At 70.8% G+C, this 20,057-nt stretch carries 16 protein-coding genes; 9 read left to right on the top strand and 7 right to left on the bottom strand.

What is annotated here, in order from left to right; translation table 11 throughout:
* The first annotated feature begins 1 nt into the window (after window position 1).
* From AB0M01_RS06835 to AB0M01_RS06845, 3 genes are read left to right on the top strand one after another with little or no spacing between them, the layout of a single operon-like run.
* Entirely contained in the window at window positions 2–475 is a 474-nt protein-coding gene (locus tag AB0M01_RS06835) for a hypothetical protein (RefSeq protein WP_363666312.1), read from the top strand.
* A complete protein-coding gene (locus tag AB0M01_RS06840) occupies window positions 472–3,210 on the top strand; it encodes a CHAT domain-containing protein (protein WP_363666314.1) in 2,739 nt (912 codons plus the stop codon). Before AB0M01_RS06835 ends, AB0M01_RS06840 begins: the two co-directional genes overlap by 4 nt.
* A 26-nt stretch (window positions 3,211–3,236) precedes the next feature.
* Window positions 3,237–3,677 carry a hypothetical protein gene (locus tag AB0M01_RS06845; protein ID WP_363666316.1) on the top strand — a complete coding sequence of 147 codons (441 nt, stop codon included), beginning with the start codon at window positions 3,237–3,239 and terminating at the stop codon, window positions 3,675–3,677.
* 1 nt (window position 3,678) lies between these two features.
* On the opposite strand, the gene AB0M01_RS06850 is transcribed toward AB0M01_RS06845, so the two are convergent.
* Together AB0M01_RS06850 and AB0M01_RS06855 are read right to left on the bottom strand one after the other, a co-directional pair.
* The gene (locus AB0M01_RS06850) at window positions 3,679–5,445 is read right to left on the bottom strand and encodes a biotin carboxylase N-terminal domain-containing protein (RefSeq protein ID WP_363666318.1); all 1,767 of its coding nucleotides are present in this window, start codon (window positions 5,443–5,445) and stop codon (window positions 3,679–3,681) included.
* 66 nt (window positions 5,446–5,511) lie between these two features.
* Complete coding sequence (locus tag AB0M01_RS06855) at window positions 5,512–5,955, bottom strand: Lrp/AsnC family transcriptional regulator (RefSeq protein ID WP_363666320.1); 444 nt, start codon at window positions 5,953–5,955, stop codon at window positions 5,512–5,514.
* 57 nt (window positions 5,956–6,012) lie between these two features.
* Here AB0M01_RS06855 and AB0M01_RS06860 point away from each other — a divergent pair, with 57 nt between their 5' ends.
* The 4 genes from AB0M01_RS06860 to AB0M01_RS06875 all read left to right on the top strand — a co-directional run bounded on the left by AB0M01_RS06860 (window position 6,013) and on the right by AB0M01_RS06875 (window position 11,191).
* The gene (locus tag AB0M01_RS06860) at window positions 6,013–6,903 is read left to right on the top strand and encodes an SMP-30/gluconolactonase/LRE family protein (RefSeq protein ID WP_363666322.1); all 891 of its coding nucleotides are present in this window, start codon (window positions 6,013–6,015) and stop codon (window positions 6,901–6,903) included.
* 32 nt (window positions 6,904–6,935) lie between these two features.
* Window positions 6,936–7,868, top strand: a complete 933-nt coding sequence (locus AB0M01_RS06865; protein ID WP_363666324.1) for an SMP-30/gluconolactonase/LRE family protein — start codon at window positions 6,936–6,938, stop codon at window positions 7,866–7,868.
* Entirely contained in the window at window positions 7,861–10,230 is a 2,370-nt protein-coding gene (locus tag AB0M01_RS06870) for an NB-ARC domain-containing protein (protein ID WP_363666326.1), read from the top strand. The genes AB0M01_RS06865 and AB0M01_RS06870 overlap by 8 nt, the downstream gene beginning before the upstream one ends.
* Window positions 10,231–10,297: 67 nt before the next feature.
* Window positions 10,298–11,191: a peptidylprolyl isomerase gene (locus AB0M01_RS06875; protein ID WP_363666328.1), complete on the top strand. Its 894-nt coding sequence runs from the start codon at window positions 10,298–10,300 to the stop codon at window positions 11,189–11,191.
* 658 nt (window positions 11,192–11,849) lie between these two features.
* On the opposite strand, the gene AB0M01_RS06880 is transcribed toward AB0M01_RS06875, so the two are convergent.
* From AB0M01_RS06880 to AB0M01_RS06890, 3 genes are all read right to left on the bottom strand, one after another.
* Window positions 11,850–13,034, bottom strand: coding sequence for a glycoside hydrolase family 76 protein (locus AB0M01_RS06880; RefSeq protein ID WP_363666330.1), 1,185 nt, complete (start codon window positions 13,032–13,034; stop codon window positions 11,850–11,852).
* Between the two features lie 86 nt (window positions 13,035–13,120).
* On the bottom strand, window positions 13,121–14,260 hold the full coding sequence (locus tag AB0M01_RS06885; RefSeq protein ID WP_363666332.1) for a SpoIID/LytB domain-containing protein: 1,140 nt from the start codon (window positions 14,258–14,260) through the stop codon (window positions 13,121–13,123).
* A gap of 32 nt (window positions 14,261–14,292) precedes the next feature.
* The gene (locus AB0M01_RS06890; RefSeq protein ID WP_363666334.1) at window positions 14,293–15,894 is read right to left on the bottom strand and encodes an N-acetylmuramoyl-L-alanine amidase; all 1,602 of its coding nucleotides are present in this window, start codon (window positions 15,892–15,894) and stop codon (window positions 14,293–14,295) included.
* A gap of 305 nt (window positions 15,895–16,199) precedes the next feature.
* On the opposite strand from AB0M01_RS06890, the gene AB0M01_RS06895 reads away from it, so the two are divergent.
* Both AB0M01_RS06895 and AB0M01_RS06900 read left to right on the top strand, forming a co-directional pair.
* Window positions 16,200–16,682: a helix-turn-helix domain-containing protein gene (locus AB0M01_RS06895; protein WP_363666336.1), complete on the top strand. Its 483-nt coding sequence runs from the start codon at window positions 16,200–16,202 to the stop codon at window positions 16,680–16,682.
* 84 nt (window positions 16,683–16,766) lie between these two features.
* Window positions 16,767–17,600, top strand: coding sequence for a hypothetical protein (locus AB0M01_RS06900; protein ID WP_363666338.1), 834 nt, complete (start codon window positions 16,767–16,769; stop codon window positions 17,598–17,600).
* 65 nt (window positions 17,601–17,665) lie between these two features.
* Here the strand turns inward: AB0M01_RS06900 and AB0M01_RS06905 are convergent, their stop codons facing one another.
* Together AB0M01_RS06905 and AB0M01_RS06910 are read right to left on the bottom strand one after the other, a co-directional pair.
* Window positions 17,666–18,868 (bottom strand): glycosyltransferase 87 family protein, encoded by a 1,203-nt coding sequence (locus tag AB0M01_RS06905; RefSeq protein ID WP_363666340.1) that lies wholly within the window; start codon window positions 18,866–18,868, stop codon window positions 17,666–17,668.
* Window positions 18,869–18,904: 36 nt separating this feature from the next.
* Window positions 18,905–20,053 (bottom strand): glycosyltransferase 87 family protein, encoded by a 1,149-nt coding sequence (locus AB0M01_RS06910; protein ID WP_363666342.1) that lies wholly within the window; start codon window positions 20,051–20,053, stop codon window positions 18,905–18,907.
* Between the last annotated feature and the right edge of the window lie 4 nt (window positions 20,054–20,057).

Here is a 20,057-nt window from a genome sequence, read left to right on the forward strand (position 1 = left end):
GGTGGGGTTGTTCGGACCGAAGAAGGTCAGCAAGTGGGGACTCGCGGACGCGATGGCGGCGGGCATCGCGTCCCGCCGCGACCTCACCCACCTGTACCTGATGTACGAGGCCGGCGGCACCGTCTCGGTGAAGTGGGAGGCACCGAGCGGTGACCGCAAGCAGCAGTTCCGGATCACCGGCGGCAACGTCGCCGGTGACGCGTGCCCGCACTGCGCCGTCCTGATCGCGGTCGACCGGCTGGAGACCGCGATCGGGCTCGACGACGGGCGGATCGAGCGGATCAACCGCGAGTACGAGTCGACGGTCCGGAGTGGGATGCTGCCGTGCCCCGCGTTCGGGCGGCCGCCGTCGATCGACACCCCCTTCGGTGCGATGCCGCTGATGCTCGGCGGGCCGTCGTGGATGGCCGAGGTCCACGTCGGCAACGGGGATCCGCACACTCCCGCCGACTGCACCGACCACGCGCGCCGGTGAACGACTTCCTCCAGCGGATGGTGGTGACCCAGCTCCTGGGCGAGGCGGAACGGCTGCACGCGGCGTACGAGACCGGTGGCCGGGTGACTGACCTGTCCGCAGCCGTCAGCGCGTTCGAGCAGGCGCTGGAGCTTGCGGACGAGGCGGACACCCGGAGCGCTGCGCTGAACGGACTCGGTACGTCGTACTGGTCGCAGGCTGAGCGATCCGGTCGGGTCGACGAAGCGGATCGGGCGATCGGGCTCTTCCGGGAGGCCACCGCTCAGCTCGACGAGGGCGTGCCTGCCGCGTTCGCCTTCGGTGTGCGCCCGGCCTTCGAGTCCAACCTCGCGGGCGCGCTGCGCTTCCGCTGGCGGCTGACCGGCGCCGAGCAGGATCTCGCGGACTCGATCACCGCCGTCCGCAACGCGTTGGCCGCCACCGATCGCGACGACAAGCGCCGCCCGAACCGCCTGTCCAACCTCGGCGAGGGACTGCTCTCCCGGCATCTCCAGCTCGGCGACTCGTCGGCTCTGGCCGAGGCGATCACCGTCTTCCAGGAGGCTCTCGACACCGCCCGCCCGCGCAGCGACGCCCGCGCCTTCGCCGGCGCCAATCTGGCTGAGGCCCTGCGCAGGCAGTACCTGTCGACGCACTCCCGCGACCCCGCAGTCCTCGACCGCGCGATCGACCTGGCCCGCTCGACGCTGGCCGCGACCCCACCGGACCGGCTGCTGCACCCGCGCTTCCAGTCCAACCTCGCGGTGCTCCTGATCACCCGCTACCACGCGACCCACAGCCCCGCGGATCTCGCGGAGGCGACGACGCTCGCCGAGCAAGCCGTCGCCACAACTCCGCCGGGTCATCCCAACCGGGTCGAGCGCCTGTCGGTCCTCACCGGCATCAAACAAGCCCAACTCGTCCGTACGTCGGGCCTGCTGCGCGCCGACCTTCGCCGTACGGGGAGAGCGGGGGCGGACGGAGAGGCGGGAGCTGCCGGACGGCTGGCCGGGCGACTCGGGCTCTCCAAGCAGCGCCGCCAGCTCGACGAATTCGTCGCCGCAACAGCCGAAGCCGTCGCGGCCGGCCCGGACGGCTACCGCCGCTCGGAGGCCCTGCTCTCCCACGGCGCCGCGCTCGCGTTCCAGAGCGAGATCGCCAACGACCGCAAAGCGGGCGCCGCGGCGCTCTCGGTCCTCCGCGAACTCGCCGCCGACTCGACCGCCGCCGTCCACAACCGGATCGAGGCCGCCACCCTCGCCGCCTTCAGTTTGCTTGCCCAAAGCAACAACGCCGACGTCGCGGGCGCCGCCGAGTCGCTCCGGCTGGCCGTCGAGCTGCTCCCCCAGACCGCCCCGCGCCGTCTCCCGTACGCCGACCGCGAGCACCAGCTGGCAGGCTTCTCCGGCCTGGCCGGCCACGCCGCCGCCTGCGAGATCGCCCTCGGGCGCCCGGACCGCGCCGTGGAGCTCCTGGAAACCGGCCGCGGCGTCCTCCTCAGCCAGGCCCTCGACGCCCGTACCGAGCTCACCGACCTGCACGAGCGGCATCCCGCGCCGGCCGCTCGCTTCGAGGACCTCCGCACGGCTCTCGATCGCCCAGCGGCCACCGGCTTCCTCGACCAAGCCGCCGGCGATCACCTCTCCGGCGAGGCGCGCCACGCGCTCTCCGACGAGTGGGACCAACTCCTCGAAACCATCCGCCAGCAGGCCGGTTTCGAGACCTTCCTCCGCCCACCGGCCATCGAGGAACTGCTGCCCGCCGGCGCCCAGGGCCCGGTAGCGATCATCAACACCAGCGTCCTGCGCTGCGACGCCCTGATCGTCGCCAACGGCCGAGTCACCCTCGTCGAGCTTCCCGAGTTGCACCACGCCGAACTCACGACCCGCGCCGAAGCCTTCCGCATCGCGGTCCTGCAGAGGGACGACGCAACAGTCCAGGAAACCCTGACCTGGTTGGCGAAAGTCGTCACCGACCCAGTGCTCGCCGCGGCGGGCCCGCACCTGCCGGGGCGAGATCTCCCCCGCCTGTGGTGGATCCCCACCGGCCCGCTGACCACCCTCCCCCTCCACGCAGCCGGCCCACCCAACGGCCCGAGCGTCCTCGACCGCGTCATCTCGTCGTACGCCCCGACCGTCCGCAGCCTCGCCGACGCCCGCCGTACAACCTCGGACACCCCAGGCTCACCCCTGATCGTCAGCGTCCCCGCAGCCCCCGGCACACCCCCACTCCCCCGCGTCCGCGAGGAAACCGCCGCGCTCACCAACCGCTTCCCCGCCGCCCTCGTACTGGCCGACGACCAAGCAACGCGCCGCCGAGTACTGGACGCGTTGCCGAACCACCGCTGGGCCCACTTCGCCTGCCACGCCGTCAGCTCGGCCGACGCCGCGACCGGGCAGCTCCTGCTGCACGACCACGCCTCCGACCCACTGACCGTCGCGGACCTCGCCCGCCTCAGGCTCGACGATGCAGAAGTCGCCTACCTGTCGGCCTGCGACACCAGTGTCTCCCGCGGCGACCTCACCGACGAGGCCCTCCACATCACCGGCGCCTTCCAGATGGCCGGCTTCCGCCACGTCATCGGCACCCTCTGGCCGGTCGGCGACCAAACCGCTCGCTCAGTCGCCGACCACTACTACTCCGCCCAACGCACCACAGATCCCGCGACCGCGCTCCACGCCGCCGTCCAAGCAGTGCGTACGGCGTACCCGAACCGCCCGGCCGTGTGGGCTCCGTTCGTCCACGCGGGAGCATGATCCGGCGAACAGGGGAAGATGACCTCGTGACCGAGACCCCGGAGCCCGCCCACCCAGAGCGCCCCCAGCCGGACGAGGACCCCCGCGGAGCCGTCGAGCTGCTCCTCGGCGCGCTGGCCGGCTCGACGCTGCTCCCGTTCGTCCAGGCGATCGCCACCAAGGCCGGCGAGGACGTCTACGCCAAGATCCGCGACCGGCTCTCCCGCCGGCACCGCCGGCAGGCTAAGGCAGCTCTGCGCGCCCGAGGCACGGTCACCATCGCCGACGAGCAGTCCCGCCTGCTCCTGCAGCTCCCGTCGACGATGACGGCCTCGATGGCCGCCCGCCTGAGCGCTGTCCAGATCCCACCGACCCGCGACGGCTGGTTCCTGGTCCACTGGAACCACACCACCGCCGAGTGGCAGACCCACCCCTGCGCCCCGCCCTCCCCCGACGACGTCATCGAGGCAGGGCAGGACGAGCAGTAGGTCAGTCCTTGATCTCGCAGATCGCGGCGCCGGCCGCGACCGTCGCGCCGACCTCCGCGGCCAGGCCGGTGATCGTGCCCGCCTTGTGAGCGTTCAGGGGCTGCTCCATCTTCATCGCCTCCAGGACGACGATCAGGTCGCCCTCGGAGACCGTGGCGCCTTCCTCGACGGCGATCTTGACGATCGTGCCCTGCATCGGCGACGTGAGCGAGTCACCCGAGGCGGCTGACTTCCCGCCACCGCCGGCGCGCTTGGCCGGCTTCTTCTTGGCGGTGCCGGCGGCAGCAGTCGAAGCGCCGAGCCCAGCAGGAAGCACGACCTCCAGGCGCTTGCCGCCGACCTCGACCGTGACCTTCTCGCGCTCGCCGGCCTCAGGAGCGTCAGCACCACCCTCGTACGGCGTGAGCTGGTTGTCGTACTCCGTCTCGATCCAGCGCGTGTGGACGGCGAACCCGTCGTCGCCGACGAACGCGGGATCGCTGACCACCGCCGCGTGGAACGGGATCACCGTCGGCATCCCCTCGACGACGAACTCCTTCAGCGCGCGCCGCGACCGCTCCAGCGCCTGCGTGCGGTCCCGTCCGGTGACGATCAGCTTCGCGACCAGCGAGTCGAACGCGCCCGGTACCGTCTCGCCCTCGTCGTACCCGCCGTCCAGCCGTACGCCGGGCCCCGACGGCGGGTGCCAGCGCGTCAGCGTCCCCGGCGCGGGCAGGAAGCCGCGGCCGCCGTCCTCGGCGTTGATCCGGAACTCGATCGAGTGCCCGGAGACCTCCGGGTCGTCGTACCCGAGCTCCTCGCCGTCGGCGATCCGGAACATCTCGCGGACCAGGTCGAGGCCGGTGACCTCCTCGGAGACCGGGTGCTCGACCTGCAGCCGGGTGTTCACCTCGAGGAACGAGATCAGCCCGTCCTGCCCGACCAGGAACTCGCACGTCCCGGCACCGACGTACCCGGCCTCGCGGAGGATCTTCTTCGAAGAGTCGTACAGCAAGGCCAGCTGCTCGTCGGACAGGAACGGCGCGGGCGCCTCCTCGACCAGCTTCTGGTAGCGCCGCTGCAGCGAGCAGTCGCGCGTCGACACCACCACGACGTTGCCGTGGGCATCGGCTAGGCACTGGGTCTCGACGTGCCGCGGCTTGTCCAGGTACCGCTCGACGAAGCACTCGCCGCGGCCGAACGCGCTGATCGCCTCGCGGGTCGCGGACTCGAACAGCTCCGGGACCTCCTCCAGCGTGCGCGCGACCTTCATCCCGCGGCCACCACCGCCGTACGCCGCCTTGATCGCGATCGGCAGCCCGAACTCCTGCGCGAAGGCAACCACCTCGTCAGCGTTGGCGACCGGGTCCGGCGTACCGGGAACCTGCGGGGCGCCGACCTTCTCGGCGATGTGCCGGGCCTTGACCTTGTCGCCGAGCGAGTCGATCGCGGACGGCGGCGGGCCGATCCAGATCAGCCCGGCGTCCAGCACGGCCTGGGCGAACTCGGCGTTCTCGGCCAGGAAGCCGTAGCCCGGGTGCACGGCGTCGGCGCCGGAGCGGGCCGCGACGTCCAGGATCTTGGCGATGTTCAGGTACGAGTCGGCCGGCGTGGCGCCGTCGAGCGAGTAGGCCTCGTCGGCGAGCCGGACGAACAGCGCGTCGCGGTCCGGTTCGGCGTACACGGCGACGCTGCCCAGTCCGGCGTCAGCGGCGGCGCGCACGACCCGGACGGCGATCTCGCCCCGGTTGGCGACCAGGACCTTGGTGATCTTGCGGCTGTCTGGCACAGCTCAGCTCCCTTCGGCGTCGCCTGAGTGTAGGACGAAGTTACTCACCGGGAGGGAGGTTGTGCGTCACACCACGGCGGGTGGCCGCTCGAAGAACGACTCCAGCACGACAACTGTCTGAGTGCTGGTCACGCCGTCCACCTGGTGGAGCGCGCGGAGCGTCTGCTGGAGCTCCTCGGTGGTCCCCGACCGCACCTTGACGAGCACCGACGCCGGCCCCGCGATGATGTGCGCCTCCTCGACCGCGCCGATCGCCTCCAGCGCCGCGCGCTGGTCCCCCATCCACGCGTCCGTGTCGAGCAGCACGTAGGCCAGCACACCCCGCCCGAGCGCCGCCGGGTCCACGTCGACGGTCGTCCGCCGGATCACCCCCGACGCGCGCAGCTTCCGCACCCGCTCGTGCGCGGCCCCTGCCGACAGCCCCACCGCCTCGCCCAGTACGGCGTACGGCCGCGTCGCGTCCTCCTGCAGCAGCGCCAGCAGCCGCCGGTCCACATCATCTACGGTCATCAAACCCCCTTGCCGAACCAGATCCTGTCAACTAGAACTCTAACAGGAGGTCATTCAATGAAAGCCGAATTCATCAGCCTCGACGAGCGGTTCACGATCGCCGGCGACGAGTACCTGGAACGCCTGTACGACGCCGGCCGCTGGCTCGAGGGCCCGGTCTACGTCCCCGCCTGGCGCAGCCTCGTCTTCAGCGACATCCCCAACGACCGGATGCTGCGCTGGGACGAGCAGTCCGGCCAGGTCAGCGTCTTCCGCGAGCCGTCCGGCAACGTCAACGGCAACACCCTCGACACCCAGGGCCGCCTGATCAGCTGCTCCCAAGGCAACCGAAGCGTCGTCCGCACCGAGCACGACGGCTCGCTCGCCACGCTCGCCTCCCACCTCGACGGCCGGCGGCTGAACAGCCCGAACGACGTCGTCGTGAAGCGCGACGGGTCGATCTGGTTCACCGACCCGCCGTACGGCATCACCTCGAACTACGAGGGCCGCCGGGCCGAGCAGGAGATCGACGGGTGCCACGTCTACCGGATCTCGCCGGGCGGCGAGCTGAGGGTCGTGGCCGACGACTTCCTCCGCCCGAACGGGCTGGCCTTCTCGCGAGACGAGACCCAGCTGTACGTCGTCGACACCCCCGGCAAGCACATCCGCCGCTTCGACGTGAAGGACGACGGCCTGACCGGTGGCGACGTGTTCGCGCCCTGCACGGCCGAGATGTTCGACGGGATCCGGCTGGACGCCGAGGGCCGGGTCTGGGCGGCGACGCACGAAGGACTGCACGTGTTCGACCCGGACGGGACGCTGCTCGGCAAGCTGCTGCTGCCCGACCTCGTGTCGAACCTGTGCTTCGGCGGGCCGAAGCGGAACCGGCTGTTCGTCACCGCGACCACGTCGGTCTGGTCCTGGATGCTCACGACGGACGGCGCGCGGCCGCCGTACGATCTCGGGTGACGACGCTGTCACCCGAATCGTGAGGAGTACGGATGTCCCTGCTCGAGCCGCTGGCCGGAACCGTTCCCGCTGTCTGGGAGAAGCTCGACGATCGGTGGAACGGGCCGCTCGGTGACAAACACCTCGAGCGGCTGTGGACCGGCGGGCGCTGGCTGGAGGGTCCGGTCTACTCGCCGCAGGGCCGGTTCGTGCTGTTCAGCGACATCCCGAACGACCGGATCCTGCGCTGGGACGAGACGTCGTACCAGGTCTCGGCGTACCGGGAGCCGGCCGGGAACACCAACGGGCACACCCGCGACCAGGAGGGCCGGCTGGTCAGCTGTGAGCACGGCAACCGCCGGGTCACCCGGACCGAGCACGACGGGTCGGTCAAGGTCCTTGCCGACGGCTACGAAGGGCACCGGCTGAACAGCCCGAACGACGTGGTGGTGCGGCCGGACGGCTCGGTCTGGTTCACCGACCCGGCGTACGGGATCGACTCCGACTACGAAGGACACCGCGCGGAGATCGAGACCGAGGGCTGCCACGTCTACCGGATCGCCCCGGACGGCGCGATCACCAAGGTCGCCGACGACTTCAACCGCCCGAACGGGCTGGTCTTCTCCGCCGACGGGTCGAAGCTGTACATCTCCGACACCGAGGAGGCCACTATCCGGGTCTTCGACGTGATCAACGACGGTACGGCGCTGAGCGGCGGCGAGGTGTTCGCCGAGTGCGGCAACGGCGCCTTCGACGGCATCCGCCTCGACACCGCCGGCCGGGTCTGGGGCGCGGCCGCCGACGGCGTCCACGTGTACGACGCCGACGCCACGCTGCTCGGCAAGCTGCTCGTCCCCGAGATCGTCTCGAACCTGTGCTTCGGCGGCGCCAAGCGCAACCGGCTGTTCCTGACCGCGACGACCTCGCTCTACTCCCTCTACGTGAACGCCAACGGCGGCCCTGAGGCGTACGACGGCCGTGACTGACTTCGGCGCCGTCCTCCGGGCGCACCGCCACGCGGCGGACCTGACACAGGAGCAGCTCGCTCACACTGCCGGGGTGAGCGTCGAGGCCGTCCGCACGCTCGAGAACGGCCGTCGGCGCTATCCACGCGCCCAGACGGTAGAGCTGCTGGCGAAAGGGCTGGGCCTCACTCCGGAAGACCTGGCCGAGCTGACCGAGTACGCGCGGCGCCCCACCGCGGCGGGCCGCCGCAGCCTGCCCGAGCGCGTCCCGGACTTCACGGGACGCCAGGAGCAGGTCGACCAGCTGCGCGACCTCCTGGTCGCGGGGAGCACCGGACCAGGCGTCGTGGTGATCTCCGCGATCGCCGGGATGGGTGGCGTTGGCAAGACCGCGCTGGCTGTCCACGTGGCGCACGAGCTGGCCGCGCACTACCCGGACGGCGTACTGGTGGTGAACCTGCGCGGTTTCGGGCCGGACGAACCGCTGCCGGTCGAGGACGCACTGGCCAGCTTGATGGAGCAGGCCGGAGCGGAGCCGAGCGACCAGCCCGAGTCGGTCGACCAGCTGGCTGCTCGGTTCCGCAGCGTGCTGGCTGGGCGGCGTACGTTGCTGCTGCTGGACAACGCGGCTGACGTCGCGCAAGTGAAGCCGCTACTGCCTGGCTCGGAGACCTGCGCGGTCATGGTGACCAGCAGGCGTCTGCTGACCAGCCTGCCCGGCAGCCGGTTGCTGAAGCTCGACGTACTGGGTGAGGCAGAGGCCGTCGCGTTGTTGACGGAGACCGCTGGGGCGGACCGCGTGTCTGCTGAGCCGGAGGCGCTGCGTGAGCTGGCCCGGCTGTGTGGCTACCTGCCGCTGGCGCTCCGGATCACTGGTACGCACCTGGCGACCGACGCTGGGCTCCGTGTGGCGCAGCTGGCCGCGCGCCTGTCCGACGAGCGGGCTCGTCTCGACCAGCTCTCCAGCGACGACCTGGACGTCCGGGCGACGATGGCGCTGTCGCTGGCCCGGCTGGTCGAGGCGGAGCCGTCGGCCAGGGCGGTGTTCACGCTGCTGGGCGCCTACCGCGGCGACGTACTCGATCTGCTCGTTGCGGCTCGGCTGGTGGAGCAGGCAGCGGAGGAGGTCGAGGAGGTGCTGGAGAAGCTCGTCGACCTGCACCTGCTGGAGACGGTCGGGCCGCAGCGCTACACCCTGCACGACCTCGTCCGGGCCTACGCGAGAGAGCTGGCGATCGCCGAGCTGACCACCGCCGAGCACGACGCCGCTCAGCTCAGGATTCTCGAGTGGTACCAAGCAGTGGGTCTGCGGCGACGGCTGCAGGTGTTCGGCCTCGGCAAGCTGGCCCGCGAGCTCGCTGATCCCGCGCTGGCCGAGCCCGCCGCGGGGCTTGACGTACCGCAGATCGACGACTGGTTGCAGACCGAGCTCCCCGAGCTGCTCGCCGCGGTCCGGCGGGCGGTGGACGACGCACCGCGGGCGGCACGACCGGTCGCCTCGATCGCGATGGGGCTGGAGATGTACCTGAGCGACCGCCGGCGCTACCTCGACTGTCTGGCCCTGTACGACGCCGCCGGTACGGCGATCCGCCGCGCCGGCGACCAGGTCGGGCAGTCGCTGACCTTCTACGACTGGGCGACGACACTGGCCGAGCTCGGCGACTTCGAGGCGGCGGCGGCGCGAATGCGAGAGGCGCTCGACGCCGAGCCGACATCGCGGCACCTGAACCACGAGCTGCACTGCCGGATCTACCTGGCGGCGTACCTCGGGCGGCTCGGACGGCACGAGGAGGCGTTTCCGCAGGCCGAGCAGGGGCTCGCGCTGGCTGTGGAGTTCGGCGCGGAGATCCCGATCGCCGAGGCGCACCTGGTGCTCGGCACGCTGTACGGCGAGGTGCAGCGGTACGCCGAGCAGGACGAGCAGTTCCGGACCGCCGCGGAGCTGGTCCGGCGTACGGAGGACGTGCGGGCGGCGCGGCACTGGATCCTGTACCGGATCGGCGTCGCCTACCGGCAGTCGGAGCGGTCGGCCGAGGCCGTCACCTACCTGCGGGAGTGCCTGGCGGTCGACGAGGAGGAGTACGACGAGCTGGAGCGGATGGAGACGCTGCAGGAGCTCGGGCGCAACGAGCTGGCGCTGGGCGAGGCGGCGGAGGCGGCTGCGCATCTGAGCGCCGCGCTGGAGGTCGCCGTACGGAACGAGAACCTGTTGATGGAGGCCCGGACCCGGCAGTACCTCGGGGAGGCGCTGGCCGCGCTCGGCCGGGGTGCGGAGGCCCGGGCGGAGTGGGAACGGGCGCTGCGGCTGGCGCGCGCCAGCGGTCTGCGGGAGGCGGCGGAGCTGGACGTGCTGCTCAGTACTGTGGACGACCCGCGGGGTTGACAGGTGATTCTCAGGGTTTGGTTGTAGCTTTCCCCCAGCGTTGGCCCGTTCCCAGGTGAGGAGTGCGATGTCCAAGAAGACCCACCAGCAGCAGCTCGCGGCGCGGAAGGCGCAGCGGCAGGCGGAGCGGGCGGCCGAGCGGAGCAAGCAGCGGCGGATGGTGGGGATCACCATCGCGGCGATCGTGTCCGTGGTGGTGGTGATCGTCGGCGTCGTACTGATCGCCGCGAACACCGGCACCAAGGAAACCCCGGCGGCCGGTGACACCCCGTCGGCCGACCCGTCGTCGCTGCCGTCAGACGCCGGGCCCGGCAACAAGCCGGCGTCGATCCCGACCGCGCTGGCGGCGCCGCTGAAGCGGCCGACCGCGCTGCCGGCCGAGGTCGACTGCAGCTACACCAAGGGCGGCCCGGCGGCGAAGAAGGTGAACGCCCCGGCCAACGGCAAGGTGAAGGCCAGCGGCACCACCGCGGTGACGCTGAAGACCAGCGTCGGCGACCTCGGCCTGACCCTGGACAGCGCACTGGCGCCTTGCACGGTGAACAGCTTCGTCAGCCTGGTCAACCAGAAGTACTTCGACAACACGGTCTGCCACCGCCTCACCGTCGGCCAGGGCCTGCAGGTCCTGCAGTGCGGCGACCCGGGCGGCGACGGCCGCGGCGGCCCCGGCTACAGCTTCAAGGACGAGGTCTTCCCCGAGCTGAAGTACGGCCGCGGCACCCTCGCGATGGCCAACTCCGGCCCGAACACCAACGGCAGCCAGTTCTTCATCGTGTACGGCGACGGCTCCGGCCTCGACCCGGCCTACACCGCCTTCGGCACCCTCGACGCCGCCGGCCTGAAGGCCGTCGACAAGGTCGCCAACGCCGGCGTGAAGCCGGTCGAGGGCGGTACACCGGGCGACGGCGCCCCCGCCACCGAGGTCCGCATCACCGCGGCGACCACCGACTCGAAGAACTAGCCCGCCGATGCCCGAACCGACCCCCGCGGCGCTCGGCAACGAGCCCGCGGGGTTCTCGTTCACGGCGTACGGCGAGCTGCGGCTGCACGGGTGGGCCGGGGCGGCGTACGCCGCGGGGGCGGACCGGGATCTGTTCATCCTGGTCGCGAACCAGGCGGCGGCGCTGGGGTTGTCGGCGTTCGACGGGCGGACGCAGGGGTTGCAGTGGCATCCGGCCGGGTTGGTCGACGGGTGGACCACCCCTCAGCGGGCGAACCTCGTTTTCCAGTGCGGGTTCCAGTCCGATGTCGAGCTGCCGTTGCAGTCGGCGGGGCTGGTGCTGCAGCAGGCTGTTGACCGGGTTGGCGTGCTGGAGCTGGAGCGTCTCGACGTACAGGTCGGGTGGAAGGTCGCGGACCCGATGCGGTTCGTCGACGGGCGGGACTGGTTCGAGTTCAGCGATCCGGCGGGGGCGGTGCCGGCGCGGATCAGCTGGTCCGGTACGCCGGCCGACGCCGAGCCGTGGCTCGGGGGAACGGTGGGGTTCGACCGAGCCACGGAGGACGGATGGATCGTCACCCTGCGGTCGTCGTCGCTCGACTTCCTCGGGTGGGTGGCCGGCGTACTGGCCTGGGCCTCGCCCGACCCAGGAGACCCTGGTCGGGTTCGGCTTCGGGCGTCAGGCCAGCTTGTCGTAGCGGCCGCGGGGCCAGGCCAGGAGGGCGTCGATCTGGACCATGCCGGCCTGCTCCAGGAGCTGGACCGGGCCGTCGGCGAAGTGGAAGAGGCCGGTGGCGGGGTCGCGGACCTCGGACCAGGCTCGGGCCGAGTAGGCCTTCATCACCGCGGTGTAGCGCGGGTCGTGGGTGACCGAGTCGAGGATGAGCAGGTTCTTGAACCAGATCGCGTTGAAGCGGGTCGGCTGCTTCCAGAGGCGGTCCTCGCTGCCGTAGAAAGCGAGGGACGCGTTCGCGAGGGCCTTGGCCTCGGTCAGGTAGCGCTTCTGGCCGGTCGCCTTGTAGAGCAGGGTTCCGGCGCCGAGCATCACGCCCTGGTTGTAGCTCCACTGGGTCTTCTCGACCGTTCCGGCCAGGTCGATGTGGTCCCAGTACAGGCCGTTCGGCGCGAGCATGCAGCTGCGCGCCCACTCGTACATCTTCTGCGCCCAGGTCAGGTACGACCGGTCCCGCGTCAGCAGGTACAGGTGCGCGCCGAGCTCCGCGCCCGGGCCGTTGGAGATCGTGTTGCGGTCCTGGCTCCACGGCGCCTGCGTCCAGTAGACGCCGCCCGCGCACGGGTGCGCCGGGTCGGTGTCCCAGCCGTGCACGACGAGCGCGAAGATCTCCTTCGCCCGCGCCAGCGACGCCTTGTCGTGGGTGCGCTGGTAGTGCTGGATCAGGTTCAGCCCGATCCACTCGTTGTCGTCGTAGAACTTGTCGCCGCCCTGGCCGAGCGGCGGCCGCAGGTAGGAGTCGTAGCCCTTCGGCGTCGTCCCCGCGTTCCAGTACGGCTTGTACCCGTCGAGCCGGCGCTCCGCCTCGGCGGCGGCCTTGCGCCCCGAGCCGGGGATGCCCGCGAGGTTCTCCGCCGCGACCGCGCCCTGCGAGTACGGCCAGACGTAGGAGTACGGGTTCTGCTGCTCGTTCGGGTACTCCTCGAGCAACAGCCCCGGTCCGGCCGCGAAGTACTTGTTCAACGCCTGGTACGACGAGTTGGCGCGCGCCGCCGCGCTGCCGCCGCCCTGCGCACCGGTCTGCTCGCCGGCCGGGGCGGCCTCGGCCCCGGGCGCGTGCAGCGCGCCGACCACCGCCACCGCCAGCAACCCGGCGAAGACCTTAGTTGATATACCAATTCTTCCGCGCATCGAGCACTCCTTCACGGGCGGCTGACATCGATGTCACGTTCTAACCGTCAGCAGCGCGGACCGTCAAGGGTTCACCACTTGGTATGTCAACCAGCGAAGACGAACCAAGCCGACTTCAGATGCAGATTCGCCCGCACCTGATCCCCGGTGAACGCCCGCGTCCCGGCCGCACCCGTCGCGACCACCCGGGTCACCCGGCCGCCGTCCGGCCCGAGCCCGGTCCGCCGGCTGATCGAGACGCCCTTCAGCTTCCCGACGCCGAACGCCGCCTGCAGCTGCGCGGCGGTCCGCGTCGTCGTCCAGGTGACGTTCGGGTTCTTGTTGCCCGGGTACGCATCCCAGCTGTCCGCCTTGGCCAACTGGTACGCGACCGTCCCGGCCGTCGTCGCCCCGCCGTTCGAGGACGAGAACTCCGCGATGATCGGCGTGTTCCGGTACAGCCGGATCTGCCCGGCCGTCGCCGCGATCGCCGCGTTCGTGGACGCCTTCTCCGAGGAGTACCCGCCGTACACCTGGCAGGAGATCGTGTCGCACAGGTCGTACACCCGGCTCCCGGCCCGCTTGCGGTGGTACGCCGCATAGGTGCGCGCGGCAACGGACTGCGCCTGCAGCGCGGCCGGGCGCCAGCTGGTGATCGCCTCGCGCGGGACCACACCCCGCAGGTAGGTCTCCAGCGGCAGCACGTTGATCGTGTCGAGGTGCGCCCCGGCGACATCGGCAGCCCGCAGCGCGCCGCGGTACTTGACCTGCGCCCCGCTCGGCAGTACCAGCCCGATCACCGCCGGGCCCTCGAACTGCGCCGTACCGGACAGCGTCCGCCACAGCGACCAGGTCCGCTTCTTCGCGTCGAACGACCGGACCTGCGTCCCGTGCTCGCCGTGCGGATCGATCGACCACTGGTTCCGGGTCGTTGCCACCGGCAACGTATAGACGGTGTTCGTCTTCAGGTCGCGCAGCTTCAGCCCGCTCACCGAGTGCACCCGGACGCCGTCGGTGCTGTCGGCGGTGATCCGGACCCGGATCGTGCCAGTGGCCTTGCCGACCGCCGTACCGGGGTAGTAGAAGTCGAGGATCTGCTTGACGTTCCGCCCGGCCAGGGCCGCACCCTGCGCGCCGTACTGCGACATGCCGCGGCCGTGGCCGAAGCCGCGGCCGGTGATCGTCTGGGTCGCCTCGGCGTCGAACGGGTCGATGTCCTGGGCAACCGCCAGCCCGCTCGGCAGCACGGCCAATACAAGGCCGGCGGCAACGACCCGCCTCACGAGACGTAGACCTTCTGGGTGCGGGTGCTGGCGGTCAGCTTGCCGTGCTGGAACCGTTGCTGGTGGCCACCGTTGACGGCGTACGTCCCGGAGGTCGGCAGCCCGAGCCGCGAGCTCTCCGCGCCGAGCGAGCCGTACTTGCGGGAGATCAGCCCGGCGACCGGGTACATCCCGGTCTTCGGCGACCAGTACAGCGCGCCGTTGCGGAACGTCTGCAGCCGGCTGCCGCTCACCCGCCCGTTGCGCTGCTCGGCGGTCGGCATCCCGAGGAACCCGTCCGGCCCGATCCGCCGGTACTGCGCCTTGAAGCCGCCGCGCACCGACCAGGCACCGGTGCGCGCCGACCAGTAGATGTCGAGGGCACCGAAGTACGTCGCCCGCCCGGTCTTCGTCGGGTGCTCGCCCCAGAACGGTTGCCCGATCGCGCGATAACCGCCGTGCTGCTGCGCGCGCCGGTAGATCTCGGTCGAGATGCTCTTGCCCATCAGCGCGTTCACCCGTTGCCGCAGCCAACCGAGTTTGGAGTACAGGTTCTTGCCCGGGCACGCGGTCGCCTTGGTGTCGCGGTGCCCGGAGACGGTGCCGAGCTTGCTGCCGTCGAGGATCACCGTGCTCAGCGGGGAGCGGTAGTTCGCGTCCAGCTTCCAGGCCACCACCCGCGCGGTCATCTCCATCATCTGCGCGGTCGGCGCAGTCTTCTCGAAGTTGCCGATCAGCGAGACGCCGAAGGAGTTCGCGTTGAACGAGCCGGTGTGCGCGCCGAGCACCGGCAGCTGCATCCCGCCGTACCGGCCCTCCCAGGCCCGGCCGAACTTGTCGACCAGGAAGTTGTAGCCCAGGTCGCACCAGCCGCGGCTCTTCACGTGGTACGTGTACATGCCGCGGATCATCGCCGGGACCTGCGCGCTGGTGTAGTTGTTGGTGTCCGCGGTGTGGTGCACGAACGCGGCCTGCACGGTGCTGGTGTACTTCGGCTTCGCGCACGCGGCACCGTTGTGCGAGCGCAGCTTCTCGTCGGCACCCCAGCCGGGCCGCCCGACGATCCGCGGCATCGCGTACGGCGCACGGCTGCCCTCCGGCTCGATCGGCTGCTCCGGCGTGGTCGGCGGATCGTTGTCCGCGGCCCGGATCCCGGGCTGGATCAGCACCACCTTGGCGTCCGGCACCGGCGTCCCGTCGGTGGTGGTCACCGCGGCCTCGACTCCGTCCGCCGTACCGACCCAGGTCGGCTCGGTCCCGGAGCGTTGCTTGCCCTCGGCACCGTCCGGTCCGTGCTCGTCCTCGACCTCGAGCCGTTCCCAGGCCGCCCAGACACCGTTGCGCTGGACCCGGACCTTGGCCACGATGCCGGCCGAGCTCTTCCGGGCCGGCCAGGTCACGCCGACCATGCCGAACGGCTGCGTCTGCGCCGACGTACTGGCCATCTTCGTGCCCTGGACCTGCGCCAGCGGCAGCTCCCGGTACGACGGCTCGACCTCGTACGCCGAACGCGGCGCGGCCTCGGCCGGCGCCGGGTCGCTCCAGGGAACGTGCGGGACGAGGAGTGCGAGCCCGGTCACCGCGGTGAGGGCCAGTCGCACGGGGGTGGTGATACGCATCGGAGAGCCTCCGGCAGATCTGTGCGCTGATGAGCAGCTGTGACCGATTATGCGCAAGGAGTCACCGGATCCCGGGGATTGCGGTCACCCTGCGTGGCGCGCCGAGGGGGTGTCTGGTGGTTCCCCGCCGTAGCGAGCAGGTGCCCGGTGCGGTAGCTCGGCGTGCGGGAGACAAGCGCTGCGATGCGAAGCATCGTGAGCTTGGTTCCCGTGCGCCGAGGTGCCGTGCCGGGTGCCGCGCAGTAGGCGGGGAATCACCAGACACCCCCTTAGACTGGCTTCGGAAATCGAAGTGAGGGATGTGGATGCGCGACCAGTTCCGGCTCGAGGATCTGTCCTGCCCGCTGTCGGCCACCGCGCGGCACGTCGGCGAGTGGTGGACGCTGCTGATCCTGCACGACGCCTTCGACGGGTTCACCCGCTTCGACGAGTTCCAGCGCAACCTGAAGATCTCGTCGAGCATGCTGACCACGCGGCTCAAGGCGCTGGTCGACGACGGGCTGCTGGAGCGCCGGCCGTACCAGGAACGCCCGGTGCGGCACGAGTACGTGCTGACCGAGCTCGGGCAGTCGCTGCGACCGGTCATCCTGACCTTGGCCGCGTGGGGCAACGAGCGGCTCGCGCCGGCCGAGCGAACGATGATCCTGGTCGACTCCGAGACCGGCGAGGAGGTCGAACCGGTGCTGGTCGACCGGGCCACCGGAGAGCCGGTTTCCGGGCCGCGGTACGTGTTCACGGCCGGCCCGGCGGCGAGCCCGGCGATGCGGGAGCGCTATCTGGATCGGTGACCAATTCTTTTTTCGGCGAATTGGTACGACTCGGTAGGCTCGACGGAAAGTACCTCTTTCCAGGCACGTCGAGGAAGGCACGTCATGGAACTCATTCTGCTGATCGCGGTGGTCGTGATCGCAGTGCTGGCCTACCGCTCCTACCGCCGGACCCAGCTGCAGACCAAGCAGCGTGACGAAGTGACCTCGGCCGAGCTGGAGTCGGTCAAGCGGACCGCCGACGAGGACATCACCCGGTTCGGCGAGGAGTTGCAGGACCTCGACCTGGACATGGTCGGCAAGGACCTCGGCGAGGGCGCCCGCCAGGACTACCAGCGCGCGCTCGACTCCTACGAGTCGGCCAAGCAGTCGCTCAGCCAGGTGACCGCGGCCGACCAGATCAAGCACGTGATCGAGATCCTCGAGGACGGCCGCTACGCGATGGCCTGCGTCCGCGCCCGGGTGAACGACCAGCCGCTGCCGCAGCGCCGGCCGTCCTGCTTCTTCAACCCGCAGCACGGCCCGTCGGTCGAGGACGTGACCTGGGCCCCGGCCGGTGGCGCGCCGCGTGAGGTCCCGGCCTGCGCCGCGGACGCCGAGCGGGTCCGCGCCGGCGCCGACCCGGACATCCGCAAGGTGATGGTCGGCCCGCAGCAGGTCCCGTACTGGCAGGCCGGCCCGGCGTACGCGCCGTACGCGCAGGGCATGTTCGGTGCGCTCGGCGGTGTGATGACCGGTATGTTCATCGGCACCATGCTGGGCGGCATGTTCGCCGGCGGTGGCTACGGCGACTACGCCGCGGGCTACGAGGCCGGTCAGGCCGACGGTGGTGACGGTGGCGGCGACGACTTCAACTTCGGCGACGACGCCGGTGGCGACATGGGCGGCGGGGACATGGGCGGCGGCGACTTCGGCGACTTCGGCGGTTTCGACTTCTGAGCTTCGCCGGTACGACGGCCTGAACGGACGGCCCCCGGGATCGCTCCCCGGGGGCCGTTCCCGTTCTAGCTGGGGATGTGCTGCCGCCGGGTCGTTGCTGACGGCATCTTCTCGGTCCGGCGGCCGGCCGCGAGCAGGATGCCGGCGGTGAGGGCGAGCCAGAGGTAGGCGTTGCCGAAGACCTGCTCGAGCATGTTCCAGTGCAACTCGCGGTCGCCGCGGCGCGGGACCCACCAGATCGGCGCGAGCATCATCAGCCCGAACCACGTCGCCGCGGTCGGGACAGGGAATCGCCGTCCGACCCGCGTGCCGGTGAGTAGCGCGACGCCGAGCGGGATCATCCAGACCCAGTGGTGACTCCACGAGACCGGCGAGCAGAGCAGACTGATCATGCCGGTGACGGCGGTCGCGCCGAGGCGCTCACCGCGCAGCCACAGAGCGCGGGTCAGCCAGAGACCGGCGACGACCGTCAGCAGGACCAGCGCCTTCCAGGCCAGGCCACCGCCCTCGGGGTCGCCGGTGATGCGGATCAGGAAGCCGTTCCAGGACTGGTTGCCCGCGTAGGCCAGGGCGCCGATCCGGCCGGTGTCGGCGAGCAGTTTGGTCCAGTACTCCCAGGCGGCCGTGGGCGCGATGAGGAAGCCCGTCAGGACGGTCGCGGCGAAGGCGGCCGACGCGTGGGCGAGGGCGCGCCACTGCCGGGTCACGACCAGGAGGCCGAGGAACACGAGCGGGGTGAGCTTGATCCCGGCCGCGATGCCGAGCCAGATGCCGCGGCGCCGGCGGCGGACCTCCAGGACGTCGTACAGGATCAGGGCGCAGAGGATCAGGTTGATCTGGCCGTACGAGAGCGTCTCGCGGACCGGCTCGACCAGCAGCGAGGCGGCGGTGACCGCGAGCAGCGCGGCCAGGCCCCAGCCCTGCGCGGCCGGGAGGCGGCGCAGACAGAGCCGCCAGATCACCGCCAGCGCGACCAGCGAGACCGCGATCGAGACGCCGTACGCCACCGGCCACGGCATCACCGCCACCGGCACCATCACCAGCGCGCCGAACAGCGGGTAGGTGAACGGCATCGTGATGTCGCGCATCCGGGCGTCGTACAGCGACGACGGGTCGTCGAGCACCATCGAACCACCCAGCCGGTAGACCTTCAGGTCCGCGCCGGTGTGGTCCCAGACGAACGGCAGAAGGATGCCGACGGCAACACAAACGGCCACGGTCAGCCACCAGCGGCGCTTGACCGGGTCCCCCAGGATCCCCGTACTCACCTGCCGAGGGTGCCAGCCGGGGAGGGTCAGACCGGGCTAGACCGGCTGGCAGCTTGATGTCACGGCGTGTCGGGAACTTTTCACCGTTCGTACGACGAGCAGCGCGAAAGCCAGAGTCGCCGCTATCAGATAAGCGTTTCCGGCTATTTGTTGCCCGATCGTCCAGTCCAGCTCGCGGTTCTCGTGGTTGGGCGGCCACCAGATCGGGGCGATCGCGAAGACCGCGGTCCAGAGGATGCCGACGGCAACCTTTGCTCTGGTTTCGAAGGGTTGCACGAGGGCGACGCCGAGCGGGATGCACCAGACCCAGTGGTGACTCCAGGAGACCGGCGAGCACAGCAGGCTGATCAGGCCGGTGACCGCCGTTGCCGCGATGCGGTCGCCGCGGAGCCAGAGGACGCGGCAGAAGTACAGGCCTGCCAGCGCGGTCAGCGCAGCGAGGGCGAGCCAGATCGGGCCGCCGCCGTCGAGGTCGCCCTGGACGCGGACCAGGAAACCGTTCCAGGACTGGTTGCTGGCGAAGGCCAGGCCGCCGACCCGTGTCGCGTCGGAGACGAGCGAGGTCCAGTACTCCGTGGCCGCCTTCGGGGTGACGGCAAAGCCGACCAGGACGGTCGCGGCGAACCCGGCGGTCGCGTAGGCGAGGGCCTTCCACTGGCGGGTGACGGCCAGGAGGCCGAGGAAGACCAGCGGCGTGAGCTTGATGCCCGCCGCGACGCCGATCCAGATCCCGCGGCCGTTGTGCTTGGTGTTCAGGACGTCGTACAGGATCAGGGCGCAGAGCAACAGGTTGACCTGGCCGAAGCCGAGGGTCTCCCGGACCGGTTCGAGAAGCAGCGAGGCGGCAACGACCCCGAACATCGCTGCCGGGGGCAACGTGATGCAGATGCGCCAGACGGCGACCAAGGCAACGATCGTGACGACCGTCCAGACCACCGTTGCCACCGGCCACGGCATCAGCGCGAACGGGACCATCACCACGGCCGCGAACGGCGGGTAGGTGAACGGCAGCGGGGTGCCGCCGAGGCGTACGTCGTACAGGGCCTTGGGGTGCTCGAGCAACGTCTCGCCGCCGAGCCGATAGACCTTCAGGTCCACCATCGCGTGCCGCCAGAGCAGCGGGAGAACGATGCACGCGGCAACACCCACGACCAGAGCCGCCGCCCACCGCCAGTTCCCCCGCACGGCC

This window comes from Kribbella sp. NPDC051770 (assembly GCF_040681455.1).
Lineage (GTDB): Bacteria > Actinomycetota > Actinomycetes > Propionibacteriales > Kribbellaceae > Kribbella.

Coding starts and splice junctions, on each gene's coding strand:
- AB0M01_RS06880 (WP_363666330.1), bottom strand. CDS start 13,034: ATGCGCGGAAGAATTGGTATATCAACTAAGGTCTTCGCCGGGTTGCTG.
- AB0M01_RS06860 (WP_363666322.1), top strand. CDS start 6,013: ATGAAAGCCGAATTCATCAGCCTCGACGAGCGGTTCACGATCGCCGGC.
- AB0M01_RS06890 (WP_363666334.1), bottom strand. CDS start 15,894: ATGCGTATCACCACCCCCGTGCGACTGGCCCTCACCGCGGTGACCGGG.
- AB0M01_RS06875 (WP_363666328.1), top strand. CDS start 10,298: ATGTCCAAGAAGACCCACCAGCAGCAGCTCGCGGCGCGGAAGGCGCAG.
- AB0M01_RS06900 (WP_363666338.1), top strand. CDS start 16,767: ATGGAACTCATTCTGCTGATCGCGGTGGTCGTGATCGCAGTGCTGGCC.
- AB0M01_RS06855 (WP_363666320.1), bottom strand. CDS start 5,955: ATGACCGTAGATGATGTGGACCGGCGGCTGCTGGCGCTGCTGCAGGAG.
- AB0M01_RS06895 (WP_363666336.1), top strand. CDS start 16,200: ATGCGCGACCAGTTCCGGCTCGAGGATCTGTCCTGCCCGCTGTCGGCC.
- AB0M01_RS06865 (WP_363666324.1), top strand. CDS start 6,936: ATGTCCCTGCTCGAGCCGCTGGCCGGAACCGTTCCCGCTGTCTGGGAG.